The sequence below is a fragment of the Rhodococcus sp. NPDC056516 genome (genome assembly GCF_042794655.1).
GTDB lineage: Bacteria > Actinomycetota > Actinomycetes > Mycobacteriales > Mycobacteriaceae > Rhodococcus_F.
This window is the reverse complement of sequence record NZ_JBHTTG010000008.1, coordinates 15295-28874: the sequence shown is the minus strand read 5'-3', so window position 1 is coordinate 28874 and position 13580 is coordinate 15295. Positions and strand designations below refer to the sequence as shown.

The 13580-nt window shown below is 62.6% G+C and carries 13 protein-coding genes; 5 read left to right on the top strand and 8 right to left on the bottom strand.

The window, feature by feature from the left end; genetic code table 11:
• The first annotated feature begins 5 nt into the window (after window positions 1-5).
• Window positions 6-845 (top strand): amidohydrolase family protein, encoded by an 840-nt coding sequence (locus ACFQ6Y_RS23465; RefSeq protein WP_378637765.1) that lies wholly within the window; start codon window positions 6-8, stop codon window positions 843-845.
• Here the strand turns inward: ACFQ6Y_RS23465 and ACFQ6Y_RS23460 are convergent.
• From ACFQ6Y_RS23460 to ACFQ6Y_RS23435, 6 genes are all read right to left on the bottom strand, one after another.
• Complete coding sequence (locus ACFQ6Y_RS23460; RefSeq protein WP_378537237.1) at window positions 749-1231, bottom strand: DUF456 domain-containing protein; 483 nt, start codon at window positions 1229-1231, stop codon at window positions 749-751. The genes ACFQ6Y_RS23465 and ACFQ6Y_RS23460 overlap by 97 nt on opposite strands.
• Entirely contained in the window at window positions 1228-2463 is a 1236-nt protein-coding gene (purT, locus tag ACFQ6Y_RS23455; RefSeq protein ID WP_378637763.1) for a formate-dependent phosphoribosylglycinamide formyltransferase, read from the bottom strand. Before purT ends, ACFQ6Y_RS23460 begins: the two co-directional genes overlap by 4 nt.
• Window positions 2464-2503: 40 nt before the next feature.
• On the bottom strand, window positions 2504-4009 hold the full coding sequence (locus ACFQ6Y_RS23450; RefSeq protein ID WP_378637760.1) for a diguanylate cyclase: 1506 nt from the start codon (window positions 4007-4009) through the stop codon (window positions 2504-2506).
• A 260-nt stretch (window positions 4010-4269) separates the two neighbouring features.
• Entirely contained in the window at window positions 4270-4422 is a 153-nt protein-coding gene (locus tag ACFQ6Y_RS23445) for a hypothetical protein (protein WP_378537228.1), read from the bottom strand.
• A gap of 361 nt (window positions 4423-4783) precedes the next feature.
• Complete coding sequence (locus ACFQ6Y_RS23440; RefSeq protein ID WP_378637757.1) at window positions 4784-4906, bottom strand: hypothetical protein; 123 nt, start codon at window positions 4904-4906, stop codon at window positions 4784-4786.
• Window positions 4907-5129: 223 nt separating this feature from the next.
• Window positions 5130-5252: a hypothetical protein gene (locus ACFQ6Y_RS23435; protein ID WP_378537223.1), complete on the bottom strand. Its 123-nt coding sequence runs from the start codon at window positions 5250-5252 to the stop codon at window positions 5130-5132.
• A gap of 320 nt (window positions 5253-5572) precedes the next feature.
• Between ACFQ6Y_RS23435 and ACFQ6Y_RS23430 the strand changes: the two genes are divergently transcribed.
• The 3 genes from ACFQ6Y_RS23430 to ACFQ6Y_RS23420 all read left to right on the top strand — a co-directional run bounded on the left by ACFQ6Y_RS23430 (window position 5573) and on the right by ACFQ6Y_RS23420 (window position 10577).
• Window positions 5573-7306, top strand: a complete 1734-nt coding sequence (locus ACFQ6Y_RS23430; RefSeq protein ID WP_378548893.1) for an ABC transporter ATP-binding protein — start codon at window positions 5573-5575, stop codon at window positions 7304-7306.
• Entirely contained in the window at window positions 7303-9369 is a 2067-nt protein-coding gene (locus ACFQ6Y_RS23425) for an ABC transporter ATP-binding protein (protein ID WP_378637752.1), read from the top strand. The genes ACFQ6Y_RS23430 and ACFQ6Y_RS23425 overlap by 4 nt, the downstream gene beginning before the upstream one ends.
• A gap of 107 nt (window positions 9370-9476) precedes the next feature.
• On the top strand, window positions 9477-10577 hold the full coding sequence (locus ACFQ6Y_RS23420) for a CaiB/BaiF CoA transferase family protein (protein WP_378537213.1): 1101 nt from the start codon (window positions 9477-9479) through the stop codon (window positions 10575-10577).
• 58 nt (window positions 10578-10635) lie between these two features.
• Here the strand turns inward: ACFQ6Y_RS23420 and ACFQ6Y_RS23415 are convergent, their stop codons facing one another.
• A complete protein-coding gene (locus ACFQ6Y_RS23415; RefSeq protein ID WP_378637747.1) occupies window positions 10636-11739 on the bottom strand; it encodes a class I SAM-dependent methyltransferase in 1104 nt (367 codons plus the stop codon).
• Window positions 11740-11786: 47 nt separating this feature from the next.
• On the bottom strand, window positions 11787-13262 hold the full coding sequence (locus ACFQ6Y_RS23410; protein ID WP_378637743.1) for a PLP-dependent aminotransferase family protein: 1476 nt from the start codon (window positions 13260-13262) through the stop codon (window positions 11787-11789).
• Window positions 13263-13323: 61 nt separating this feature from the next.
• Between ACFQ6Y_RS23410 and ACFQ6Y_RS23405 the strand changes: the two genes are divergently transcribed.
• Window positions 13324-13554 (top strand): hypothetical protein, encoded by a 231-nt coding sequence (locus tag ACFQ6Y_RS23405; protein ID WP_378537205.1) that lies wholly within the window; start codon window positions 13324-13326, stop codon window positions 13552-13554.
• Window positions 13555-13580 lie beyond the last annotated feature (26 nt).

Below are 13580 nucleotides of genomic sequence, written 5' to 3'. Positions count from 1 at the left end.
ACTCCGTGTTTGACGCCCATGTGCATATCATCGACCCGCGCTTCCCGCTGGTCGAGAATCACGGGTACCTGCCTGAGCCCTTCACCGTGGCCGATTACCGGGCACGAGTTGCCTCTCTGAAGGGTCTGAGTGTGGACGGCGGGGCTGTCGTGACGGCGTCGTACCAGGGTAATGACCAGGAATACCTGAAGGCCGCACTGTCCGAACTGGGCGAAGGCTGGGTGGGCGTCACTGCTTTACCACTCGATGCGACGGACGAAGACATCGTCGCCCTGGACGCACTGGGGGTGCGCGCCGTCCGGTTCAACCTGCGCCGCGGCGCCACCGACCTGCGTCTGCTCGCCGATCTTGCCAACCGCGCATTCGATCTGGTCGGCTGGCACGCCGAGTTCTACGTCGATGCCACACTGTTGCTGTCGTTGGAACCTGTTTTCGCCAAATTGCCCGCGGTGAGCATCGACCACTTGGGAATGTCCACCCGGGGACTACCGTATCTCCTCAACCTCGTCGACCGAGGCGTACGCGTCAAAGCCACCGGGTTCGGCCGCACCACTATCTCGGACGTCAGCGACGTGCTGCGCCAGATCCACGCGGTCAACCCCGCTGCGCTGATGTTCGGTACCGATCTACCCGGTACACGGGCACGTCGAGCTTTCGAGGTTCATGACCTGGACGTGATCGCCGACGCTGTCGGCGACGACCTGGACGCGGTCATGTGCGACAACGCCCGCTCCTGGTACCGCTGCGGTCAGGTGAACGCGACGGCGCCCAGCCACAGCCCCGCGGCGATCAGTGCTCCGAACAGTTCCACCAGCATCGACAATCCGACTGCCTTCACCGCGTGAAGCGTCGACGACCAAGCGATGTCGTAGCGGCGCAGCCGCGCTAGTTCCGCGAAATACGTTCCGACGATGAATCCGAGGAACAACCCCACCACCGGGATCACGAAGAACCCGATGATGCCGACGACGCCGCCGACCACCACCGACAGGTTGGGCACTCCCCCGGACTTCATCCGCTTGCCGGGCCACGTGTACTTCACGATCCCGGTGACCACCAGCGCCAGCGTGGCCAATGCGAACACCGTCCACGCCGTCGCGCCACCGGTCATGATCGCCCACACCAGAATTGCGCCGAAAACGAGGAGTGTCCCCGGGAGGATCGGAACGACGACTCCGATCAGGCCGACCAGGATGACCAGCCCGACGAGGACCTCGGCCACTGGACTCATCCGACGGGACGCACTTTCGACGCGGCTTCGCGGGCACGGGCGCGTGCGGTCGGGACATCAGCGGCCGTCGACACCGCAACACCCATGCGACGACGCGTGAAGCTCTCCGGCTTGCCGAAGAGCCGCAGGTCCGTCTCGGGAACCGCGAGAGCCTCTGCGACACCGTCGAATCCGATCCCCTTTGCCTCCACACCGCCGTAGATCACCGCCGACGCTCCTGGAGTCGTGAGTGTCGTGTCGACCGGCAGGCCCAGGATCGCGCGGGCGTGCAGTTCGAACTCGGAAAGTCGCTGCGTACGCAGAGTCACCAATCCGGTGTCATGCGGCCGTGGGCTCACTTCGGAGAAGAAGACGTCGTCGCCCTTCACGAAAAGTTCGACGCCGAAGATACCTCGCCCGCCCAACGCTGTGGTCACCTTCTCGGCGACGTCTCGGGCCGAGGTGAGGGCAACCGCGGACATCTGCTGCGGCTGCCACGATTCGATGTAGTCGCCGGCCTCCTGCAGGTGCCCGATAGGCTCGCAGAACGATGTCTCGACCTGACCGCTGTCGCCGACGGCACGAACCGTCAATTGGGTTATCTCGTAATCGAAATCGACAAAACCCTCGACGATCACCCGGCCGTGATTCACACGGCCTCCGGCCATCGCGTAATCCCAGGCCGCGCCGAGATCTTCGGCGGATCGAACAGTCGACTGCCCCTTCCCTGACGAGGACATGACGGGCTTGACGACGCACGGGAAACCGATTCGGTCTGTCGCTGCCTGTACTTCGGCAAGCGAGTCCGCGAAAGCGTACGGCGAAGTGGGCAGGCCCAGCTCCTCGGCTGCGAGCCGGCGAATCCCCTCACGATTCATCGTGAGCTGAGTGGCCCTCGCAGTGGGAATGACCACTGCGCCTCCACGCTGTTCGACAAGTGCAAGCGCATCCGTCGCGATGGCCTCGATCTCGGGAACGACGAAGTGAGGCTTTTCCAACTCGATGACGGCAAGCAGCGCTTCCGGATCGGTCATGTCGACGGTATGAGCGCGATGAGCCACCTGGTGCCCAGGGGCGTCGGGATACCGATCCACCGCAATCACTTCGACGCCCAGACGCTGCAACGCGATGACAACTTCCTTGCCCAACTCGCCTGATCCCAACATCATCACGCGGATGGAGTTCTCGGTCAGTGGAGTCCCGAATCGGAGTGGAAGTGTCGGCAGGTGCGAAGGCGTCGAATCAAGCTGCATGGGTGCGACTATATGCCAATCCCGATGCAGGTCAGCGCAGTTATCGGCCGTCCACCACGCCTTCGCGGTGAAAACCTTGCCTGATCGTTCGTGGTACGGCAGGTTTGCGATAGGTGCGGGTGACCGTGTCCGGCTCGGAATTCTGTTGCGGCAATGCGTCGTTGCCGACCTGGCGCACTTTCACGAGGTTGCGCCCGCCACGCTTGGCGTCGTACAGAGCCTCGTCCGCGACGCTCATGAGGATGGTCAACGTCGGCGTCGCATGATCGACCCACGCGACTCCGACACTGACGGTGCTCGTCACGTCTGATTCGGCCGAGTACTCGACTTGCGCGCCGCGGACGGCCTCGGCGACGTCGACTGCTCGCGTGAAGCTGCAGTCCGGAAGCAGAATGGCGAACTCCTCGCCGCCGAGCCTTCCGATCAGATCTCCGTCGGACAATCGGGCAGCGGCCCGTTCGGCGAAGTTCGCGAGAACGCTGTCACCGGTCATATGTCCGTGAGTGTCGTTGATGCTCTTGAAGTGGTCCAGGTCAAGCATCAGCAGGCCGACCGGAGACTGTGTGCGGGCCGCATCGGCAAGTTCCGATTCCGCATGTCCGAGAAAGGCACCCCGCGAGAGCACCCCGGTCAAGTGGTCGAATTCGACCGCGAGAAATAGTTCGCGCTCGGCAGCACGACGTTCCTCGGTCGCGCAGGCCACCGCGATCGGCCCCAACGCGATCAAGGTGACCGCAATGGACGTGATGACGTCCTCGTTCCAGCTCGAGGTGGCTTGGTCGCCGATGTCGAGTCGACCGCTACCCGCCATCATCAGCGACCACACCGACCAGACCACGGAAACGAACGCCGTGCTCGGAACCGAGATACGGGTCGCGCACCAAAGTAGAGCTGGGATAGGCAGGACCAGCGCGATCGGTCCTTCGATGTTGAGTGCGATCGGCACGCAGGCAGCGGTGGCCAGCAGGGGAACGCTCATCGTGGCCACGGTTTCGACAGTCAGTGTGCGGCGGAACTCGGCAAGGCTCGCGGGGATCGTGAAAGTGAGGATGAGTGGAAGAACGAGCAGGTACGCCATCACCTCCGTACTGCCCCAGTGCACAAAGGTGTAGGTGAACGACTGCCCACCCAGCACTTGGCCCAAGGCGCCCGCTGTGGCTGCGGTTGTAGTCGCCGCCGCGAACGAGACGAAAACCATCCACACCAGCGACTGCGAATCGACCAAGCGGAACGGAGTGCGTTTCAGGTAATGCAGAACAAGGACTCCGACCGTGACTCCGGCAAGATTCGCCCCGTTCAACTGCAGTGCGAGCGACAGGGAGTTGCCGGTTACCAGGTCAGCGCAGACGTATCCGACCGCCGCGGCGATCCACGTCGGCCACTCGATCAAAACCGGCCATCTGACCATCATCCCCAGCAGAATGGCGTTCGCGCACCAGAACGTCGCGAGCAAACCCGGTGGGCGTGTGAGGATTCCGATCAACGAAGCCACAAGCACGACGGCCAGCACGAGGAGCAGGCGCAGAAAGCGACTTTTCCTTGCCATGCGTCACCTCGCGGTCGGCTACCTCGAAAGACAGGAGCACTGGACGTCGCGACACGTTTGCATGCCGTCGACGGTATGTCTGTATGTCGTCGAACCATCGTACGCAGGTGCCCTCACCCGCTGGCCTTCGTTCAATCGCCGAAACACCAACTACGAAAGCCCCCGCAAATACGGGTGCCCTCCGACCACGAGAGTGGACAGAGGGCACCTGCAATGCAATCCGGAGTGCAGAGCCGATTGGACCTGCCGGAAAGGGACGACTATTCGGCGGATCCGCTGGAGAGACCCGAAAGCGAACCGGTGGACGAGCCCGAGCCCTTGCCCTCGCCGGACAGCGATTCGGTGGGAACGGACTTGAGGAAAGCTCCGAGCGCGGTGAGCAGGGGTCCGAGGGTGCTGAGTGATCCGAACATAGGAGTTTCTCCTGTATGTGAGGTGGTGTGATGTTCCAGCGCCAGACCGGCCGCAGGCGGTGACCGGAATGATTCGGGAACTCCTGCCGCACGGAAAGCGGAACCGCCCCCGAACAACATCCCGAGCTGTGATGTAGCGCACTACCTTGGCGCTGTGTGCATTTATAGACGGCCTACTCGCGCTTGTCTAGCTATCAGATAGCTACTCTCGTAAACTCTCCGTAACACCTTTCGATATAAGTGCAGTTCAGCAGGCAAATCAGCAAATCAGATCGATTCGAAATGTGATCTAGCTCACATTGTTTACGGAAAAAGTGTGGCCCGCAGACAACTACGAGCCACACTTTCGGACAAACGGGACTTACTTGTCAGCTGCCGATCCGGCCCCGGGGGTGAGTGAGCCACCACCGAGAGCCGTGAACAGGTCCTTGAGGACCGGAATGAACGTCTTGACGACGCCGCTGAAGTCTTCGAGTGAACCCATGTCGGGTCTCCTTTTCTCGGGATGCAGTTGAAAGGGTTGGGGACCGAGAACTACTAGGCGGCAGAACCGGCCGAACCTGAGGAATCTGCCGATCCGGCATTGAGCTTGGTCACGAACGCGAGGACGCTTTTGAGGAAGGCGTCGAGATTCTGGATCGAGGTCATGCGATTACTCCTGTGCTTGTTTCGAAGATGCCGGTGTTCGAACGTCAGATAGTCGAACGTCAGGAGTTCGAACTGGCCGAATCCAGCCCCTGGATGGTCTTGAGCATGTTGACCAGGGGAAGAAGCTGGAGAAGGCCCCAGCCCATGCCGTTGGCCTTGAGAAGGTTTCCGAGGGATCCCATGTGTGACTCCTTGCATGAATATCTATGACGCGGCGCACGTTTTGTTCGCTCCGCCCCTTTTTAGCGAAGCTAAATACGTACGTCCAGTTTGTTTCTGTTCAAACAAGAACGTGACACATTGGGCCAGTATGTAAATCCGCAGTTCAGGCGATGTGACCTGAATCCGATCTCGAACTCAAGTGTGTTCGACATCACAGTCAATTAGGACAAAAGGATGCAATCGTCAGAGTCGGTGCCGACCTCGACCGCGATCTGTCATACCGTGTGCGTGTGATCAATCGCGAACGAGCGGCAACCCACGCAACTCACCGGGAACCGTCGTGTTAGCAAAACTCCTCAAGGCGTACCTACCGCCGTACCGCTGGTTGCTTGCCGGAGTCCTCGCACTTCAACTCTTCGGGGCCATCGCGTCGTTGGTCCTCCCCACGCTCAACGCGCGGATCATCGACGACGGCGTCGCCCGCGGCGATACCGGATTCATCATGTCCACCGGCGGGATCATGCTTCTGGTCTCGCTTGCGTCGATCATCGCGTCGGTCGCGTCGACCTATCTGGCCGCAAAATCGTCGATGGGCTTCGGCCACGACGTTCGAGGCGCCTTCTACAAGGCCGTCGGCAGTTTCTCGGATCGCGAATTCAACAGCTTCGGTGCGCCGACGCTGATCACACGAAACACCAACGACGTCCTGCAGATCCAGGCCCTGGTCATGCTGACGTCGTCGATGCTCGTCAGTGCCCCACTGATGTGTATCGGCGGCATCATCATGGCGCTGCGCGAGAACCTGCAGATGTCCTGGCTCCTGACGATTTCGGTCCCACTGCTCGGCATCACCGTCTCGGTCGTGGTCGCCAAGCTGATCCCGCACTTCCGGACGATGCAGACGCGGATCGACAACATCAATCGATCACTGCGTGAACAGCTCACCGGTATGCGTGTCATTCGCGCTTTCGTACGCGAACCTGACGAGACGATCCGCTTCGACAAAGCCAACAAAGAACTGACCGACACCTCGCTCCTCATCGGTCGATACCAGGCGGTTCTGCTGCCCACCGTCATGTTGATCGCTAACCTGTCGAGCGTCGCGGTGCTGTGGTTCGGCGCGCACCTGGTCGACACCGGAGACATGCAGATCGGGCAGATCAGCGCCTTCCTCGCCTACGTCATGCAGATCCTGATGTCCGTGATCATGGCAACCATGTTGGCCGTCGTGATTCCGCGCGCGGCCGTGTGCGCCGACCGCATCACGGAGGTGCTCGACACCGAGCCGACCGTGCCTGCGCCCGCCCAGCCTCTGCGCCCCACCAGTCCCTATGGTGTTGTCGAGTTCGGTGGAGCCGGATTCACGTATCCGGGAGCAGAAACGCCGGTCCTGTCGAATGTTTCGATGCGATGCATGCCAGGCACGGTCACCGCGATCGTGGGCAGTACCGGCAGTGGCAAATCGACCCTTGTCTCACTCATCCCCCGGCTCTTCGACGTCACGGCCGGCGCTGTCCTGGTCGACGGCTTGGACGTCCGCGGCTGGGACCAGGACGAACTCTTCGCAAACTTCGGATACGTGCCGCAGAAGGCCTACCTGTTCGCCGGCACGATCGCGAGCAATATCCGTTACGGAAACCCGACCGCCACCGACGAAGACATCTGGGCAGCCCTCGCCATAGCTCAAGCGGACGACTTCGTCCGGGAACTTTCCGACGGCCTCGAGTCTCCGATCGCCCAGGGCGGCGGCAATCTCTCGGGCGGACAACGCCAACGTCTCGCCATCGCCAGAGCTGTGGTCCGCAGACCCCGGATCTTCGTGTTCGACGATTCGTTCTCCGCACTCGACATGCACACCGACGCTGCAGTCCGGCGCGAACTTCGCACGGTGTCGACTCATTCGACGGTCATCATCGTCGCGCAACGCGTCGCGTCCATCATCGATGCCGACCAGATCATGGTTCTAGAGGACGGCGCTCCGGTCGGGCTCGGCGACCATCAGTTCCTCTTGGCCAACTGTCCGACGTACCAGGAGATCGTGGCTTCCCAGATTCCCGCGGAGATGAGCGCATGACCAGCCCGCAGGACCCGACATGGGGTAGTCCCAACAGCCAGTACTTCGACGATGCGCCGACGGTGGTGTTCGCCAAGATCCCGAGCGAACCGGAATCCACAGACGGCGAGGCGAAGTCGAGCAACCCGGAGAATCCCGACAAAGAGCCGAAGCCCGCGCTGACCGCGACGGACACCAAGCCACGCCACTTCAAGGCGACGATGAAGCGGCTTCTCTCACTTCTGCAGCCGCACAAGTTTGCGGTCTTCTGTGTCGTCGTTGCGACAATCGCCAGCATCGCACTTTCCGTCGCAGTGCCGAAGATCCTCGGTCACGCTACGGACCTCATCTTCGCCGGGTTCATCGGCAAGAGCCTGCCCGCCGGACTGACCCGCGATCAGGCAGCAGAGGCGATCCGGGCATCGGGAAATTCGACGTTCGCCGACCTCGTCGCCAACTCGACCGACGTCGTTCCCGGCGTAGGTCTTAACTTCGACGCCATCGGCAACGTCGTCATGCTCGCGATCGGCGTGTATTTGCTCTCGTCGCTGCTGGCCTGGTTGGAAGCATTCCTCCTCAACATCATCGTCCAGAAGACCATCTACAACCTGCGCGCCTCGGTCGAGGCGAAGCTTCACCGTCTCCCCCTCCCGTACTTCGACAAGACGCCCCGCGGCGAGATCCTCAGCCGCGTCACCAATGACATCGACAACATCTCGTCGACGTTGTCGTCGACGTTGACCTCGCTCCTGACGTCGGTGCTCACCGTCCTCGGTGTCCTGACGATGATGTTCGTCATTTCTCCGATGCTCGCCCTGATCGCGCTGATCGCCGTGCCGATATCGGTACTGCTCGTCGCCAGGGTCGCCAAGCGCGCACAGGTCTTGTACAAGGCTCAGTGGACCGAGACGGGCAAGATCAACGCACAGATCGAGGAGAACTACAGCGGTCGCGATCTGGTTCGCGTGTACGGACACCAGGCCGAAGCCGAGCGTGAATTCGCCGAGCAGAACAAGAAACTGCTCGACGCGTCGTTCGGCGCACAGTTCCTCTCCAGCCTGATCATGCCGGTCATGAACTTCGTCGGAAACATCACCTACGTGCTGCTCGCGGTGGTCGGCGCGCTCAAGGTCGCCAGCGGCAACATGTCGCTCGGTGACGTTCAGGCGTTCATCGTCTACTCACGTCAGTTCAGTCAGCCGCTCACGCAGATCGCGTCCATGTCGACGAGTCTGCAGTCCGGAGCAGCCTCGGCCGAGCGGGTCTTCGAGCTGCTCGACGAGCCCGAGCAGTCACCCGACATCGACGTGCCGCTACTCCCCGAGCCTGCCGGACGCCATCGCAATGTCGGTCACATCGAGTTCGAGAACGTCTCGTTCCGTTACGAGCCGGACAAGCCGCTGATCGAGAACGTGTACTTGACGGCTCGGCCCGGGCAGATGGTCGCCATCGTCGGACCGACCGGCGCCGGCAAGACCACCCTGGTCAACCTGCTCATGCGCTTCTACGAAGTCGACTCGGGCCGAATCACTCTCGACGACGTCGACATCTCGCACATGCGTCGCGCAGACCTGCGCAAGCACGTCGGCATGGTTCTGCAGGACACGTGGCTCTTCGGCGGCACGATCCGCGACAACATCGCGTACGGCCGACTCGACGCCAGCGAGTACGAGATCCACGAAGCTGCACGTGCTGCCTTCGTCGACCGCTTCATCCACACGCTCCCGGACGGGTACGACACCGTGCTGGACGAGGAAGCGTCGAACATCAGTTCCGGCGAGAAGCAGCTCATCACGATTGCCCGAGCCTTCCTGTCGGAGCCGTCGCTGCTGATCCTCGACGAGGCGACCAGCTCGGTCGACACACGTACGGAACAACTTGTGCAGCAAGCAATGTCCGCATTGCGCGTCGGGCGTACCAGCTTCATCATCGCGCACCGACTGTCCACTATCCGCAACGCCGATCTGATCGTCGTGATGGAGGCGGGCAAGATCGTCGAGCAGGGCACACACGACGAACTCATCGCAGCAGCGGGCGCGTACTTCCGTCTCTACAACGCCCAGTTCGAGGGTGCCGCCGTCTAGTGATCGGCGCCTCCCTCGGCGGACACAGTGCCCCGGAGCACACCTGATCGATCCGACAGGTTACCGTCGGGTCAGAAGTGTTGTCACCGTCTGAATTGGGAGTGCGTGTGTCTGCAGAAGCTGTGGAGAAGAAGGGCCCGCTCGCGGGCATTCGGATCGTTGAATTCGCTGGACTGGGACCGGGCCCGCACGCCGCGACGCTGTTGGCGGACATGGGCGCCGACATCGTCATCGTGCAGCGCGCAGGGCAGATCCCGCAGGACTCGAACGCAACCGACCAGATCAAGCGCGGCCGCCGCATCGTCGAGGCCAACCTGAAGGACCCGGCAGACGTCGCCAAGGTGCTCGATCTCCTGGGCCGCGCCGACGTGTTGATCGAAGGCTTCCGCCCCGGCGTCATGGAACGTATGGGACTCGGACCCGACGTGGTGTCGGAGCGCAATCCGCGTCTCGTCTACGGCCGCATGACGGGCTGGGGCCAGGAAGGCCCGCTCGCCAACGCAGCAGGTCACGACATCAATTACATCTCACTGACGGGTGTCCTCAACGCCATCGGACGCAAGGGTGAACGCCCCGTTCCGCCGCTCAACATGGTCGGCGATTTCGGCGGCGGCTCCATGTTCCTGATCTTCGGCATTCTGTCGGCTCTCGTCGAGCGCTCGACTTCCGGTAAGGGCCAGGTCGTCGACGCGGCGATGGTCGACGGCACCCTGGCGCTCTCACACATGATGTGGGCATTCCGCGGTCGCGGCGTCTGGTCCGACGAGCGCGGCGTCAACCTCCTCGACACCGGCGCCCCGTTCTACGACACCTACGAGACCTCCGACGGCAAGTACATGGCCGTCGGATCCATCGAACCGCAGTTCTACGCACTGCTGCTCGAGGGCCTCGAACTCGATCCCGCGACGCTCCCCCACCAGATGGACACGTCCAAGTGGGACGACATGAAGAAGCTCTTCACCGAAAAGTTCCTGTCCAAGACACGCGACGAGTGGGCCAAGATCTTCCTCGGCACGGACGCCTGCGTCTCGCCGGTCCTGACGTTCGCCGAGGCACCGTCGAACGAACACATCGCGGCTCGTGGTTCGCTCATCGAGCTCGACGGCGTCACCCAGCACGCACCGGCGCCGCGCTTCTCGCGCACGCCCACCACGACGCCCGCCGCCCCGGCGCGTGAGGCGACGGATATCGACACGGTCTGGACCTAGGGCCTTCGGCCCCGTGCGCGGTTAAGGAGTCCCCAGGCTCCCTAACCGCGCACGGGCGTCAGCCCAACCGGTAGAACCTGAACATCTCGTGCTCGATCGGCAGCACGTCCACCCGCTCGAAACCTGCTGCCTTGGCATAGCTTTCGAGTGTCGAGTGCCTCATGACCGTCCCGGTGCCAATGCTCCCCGGATGCGAAAGACTGTCCGGCAAGCAACAGGTCAGCGAAAAGCCGTACAGCAATTGCTCGATCGGGCCCGCCTCGGGATCGAACGCATCCGCCGTTCGTTCGTCCATCACGATCACCGGAGCGCCCGGCTGGGCGATCGCCCGAGCCGTGGACAGAAATCCCACCGGATCCGGTACGTCGTGCAGGCACTCGAAAGCAAAGACGGCATCGTAGGTCCCGGCATCGGCTCGGCCCGTCTCGGGAACTTGGCCGGCAACGTCGACCAAAGAGAAATGCACGCGGTCCTCCACCCCACGATCGTGGGCGTTACGACGGGCGGCGTTCACCGAAGCCGCGTCGACGTCGAAGCCGTGCACCTCGATCTTCGGGTAGCCGAGGGCGAGCGCGATCGACGACCAGCCCTCCCCCATTCCGAGATCGGCGACCCGCCCGCCGTCCGAAAGAACGGCATGCAAGTCGGTGACTACCGGCAGGAACTGCTGACAGAGCTGCTGCAGATACATCGGCCGGTTCAGCAGTGCCTGACCCTCGCGAGCGTCGGGTCCCATCGATTCCCACGTCACTCCGCCGCCGTGGCGATAGGCATCCAGTAGACGTGGCATCGACCCCGTCGTCGCGACGAACAGCCTCGCCAACGGTGTCAGGAACAGCAGGTTTTCATCATCGACCAACACTTCGGCGTGGGCTGGCGACAGGCTGTACCGGCGATTGGCATCTGAATTGACGTCCACATATCCGGCCACGGCCTGCTGCTCGAGCCACTCCCGCGCATATCTTTCGACCGTCCCTGTCCGGTCCGCCAGTTCCGTCGACGTGAGCGGACCGTGATCGCTCAGCGCGCGGTACCAGCCCAGCCGGTCGCCCAGATACACAGCCTGCAGTTCCGACGCGCCGAGTGTAGCCGCGAACAATCGTTCTGCCAGCGCCTCCGCCGCACTCGTTCCCGCAGCGCCTGTGCCGTCTACGACCGTCATGCCTGACCTCCTGGTTACACACCTCTTTCAGTGTGTGTACCCAGTTCTCAGACGACGACCATTCGTTGGTCGGCCGCGTCGCGATCCGTCGCGAGAGTGTCGTATGCAGCGGCGATGGACGCAACGCCGCGAACGAGGTCCTCAGGAGAACGCGCGTACGGCACGCGGATGAATCGTTCGAACGCGCCTTCGACGCCGAAGCGGGGGCCGGCAGCGAGGAGCACTCCGAAGTTGGGTGCCACCGCCGCCAACGCCGTCGAGACGGGCGCAGACATACGCATCCAGACCGACATTCCGCCGGAGCCGATGGTGGGGAGCCAGTCCGGCAGACGCTCCGCCACTGCACCAAGGAGTACTGCGCGCTGTTCACGCAGAACTTCGCGACGCTGTTCGAGGAGCGAGCGATCGTCGGCGAGCAGGTAGGCGGCCGCAAGCTGATCCATGACGGGAGTACCGAGATCGATCGCGGCACGCGCTCCGACCAACTGTGTGATGAGGGCGGCGTCGGCGCGAATCCAGCCGACACGCAGTCCACCCCACAGCGACTTCGCCGTCGAACCGAGCGTCACCACTTCGGTTTTCGCGGAGCCTCGCCCGTGCGAGGCGACCGGCGCCGGCGGTGGTGCGTCGAGCCACAGGTCCACCATCGTCTCGTCGACGACCAGAGTCATCCGCGTTTCGTGCGCGATCTTCGCAAGTTCGGCGCGCCCGGCAGAATCCATGCAGAGTCCGGTCGGGTTGTGGAAATCGGGAATCAGGTACGCCATTCTGGCAGCGGTTTGCCTTGCTGCACTTCGAATCCCGTCGAGGTCCCAGGCTCCGGCTGCCGCGAATTCCGGCCGCACCGGCACCGGGACCGGTCGAGCGCCGTTTCGCCGAATTGCTTCCAGCGCATTGGGATACGTCGGATGATCGACCAGCACTCGCTCGCCGGGCGAGGTGAGCACCGAGAGCAGCAACCGAAGCGCGTGCTGCGCGCCCGAGGTCACCATGATCTGTTCGGCGGTGGTGGGCAGACCTCGCGCTGTGTAACGCTGCGCGATCACGTCACGCAAGTCGCCGATTCCGACCGGTTCCATCCCGTGCGTGGGTAGGAAATTCGGAAGTTCTCGCAGCGCAGACGCATACGCAAGTTCGACTTGAGCCGCGGGAGCTGCCATCGCGGCATAGCTGAGATCGACGACGGGTCCACTGGGCCCCGGTTGATGGGAGCGGAACATCAACCCGTTGGGCTGAGCACCGGCCGGTAAGGCCACCGTGCTCCGCGAACCCTGCCGGCTGATCAGGTACCCCTCGTCGCGCAACACCGAGTAGGACGACGTGATCGTGGTTCGGCTGAGTTCGAGCACCGTCGCAAGTTCGCGCTCACTGGGCAGCGCGACGCCGAGCGGAACGCGACCGTCGTGCACGAGCAGGCGGATACCGTCGGCAAGCGCACGGTACGCCGGCCTGCGTCCGGACTCCTCCTGCCAGGATCCGAGATCACGCGCGAGCGAACGGGCACCAAGAACTCGGGTCATCATGCAGTCCAGTATCGACAACTTGGCTATGTATTTCAATACCAGTCGAGTTGATCATATGTCCATGACTACCTTCGCAACCCTCATCGGCATCGGACTCTTCGTGGCACTCGTCTACTTCTTCGCGCCCGCTGAAGGTGAAGGTACCTACATTCGCGTCGAGCAGTTTCGCCTGGCAGCACCCCTCGGCGGTATCTTCCACGACGCGACTGCAGACTGCGAGAACATCCCTGTCAGACCTCTATGCGATTGTGATCAAGGGGAAGAATTCACTGATCTCAGTCCAGTTCCATAAAACTGGACTCTTTGCGTACCCAGAGT

Coding starts and splice junctions, on each gene's coding strand:
- ACFQ6Y_RS23425 (WP_378637752.1), top strand. CDS start 7,303: ATGACCAGCCCGCAGGACCCGACATGGGGTAGTCCCAACAGCCAGTAC.
- ACFQ6Y_RS23450 (WP_378637760.1), bottom strand. CDS start 4,009: ATGGCAAGGAAAAGTCGCTTTCTGCGCCTGCTCCTCGTGCTGGCCGTC.
- ACFQ6Y_RS23435 (WP_378537223.1), bottom strand. CDS start 5,252: ATGGGATCCCTCGGAAACCTTCTCAAGGCCAACGGCATGGGCTGGGGC.
- ACFQ6Y_RS23415 (WP_378637747.1), bottom strand. CDS start 11,739: ATGACGGTCGTAGACGGCACAGGCGCTGCGGGAACGAGTGCGGCGGAG.
- ACFQ6Y_RS23445 (WP_378537228.1), bottom strand. CDS start 4,422: ATGTTCGGATCACTCAGCACCCTCGGACCCCTGCTCACCGCGCTCGGA.
- purT (WP_378637763.1), bottom strand. CDS start 2,463: ATGCAGCTTGATTCGACGCCTTCGCACCTGCCGACACTTCCACTCCGA.
- ACFQ6Y_RS23405 (WP_378537205.1), top strand. CDS start 13,324: ATGACTACCTTCGCAACCCTCATCGGCATCGGACTCTTCGTGGCACTC.
- ACFQ6Y_RS23460 (WP_378537237.1), bottom strand. CDS start 1,231: ATGAGTCCAGTGGCCGAGGTCCTCGTCGGGCTGGTCATCCTGGTCGGC.
- ACFQ6Y_RS23410 (WP_378637743.1), bottom strand. CDS start 13,262: ATGATGACCCGAGTTCTTGGTGCCCGTTCGCTCGCGCGTGATCTCGGA.
- ACFQ6Y_RS23440 (WP_378637757.1), bottom strand. CDS start 4,906: ATGGGTTCACTCGAAGACTTCAGCGGCGTCGTCAAGACGTTCATTCCG.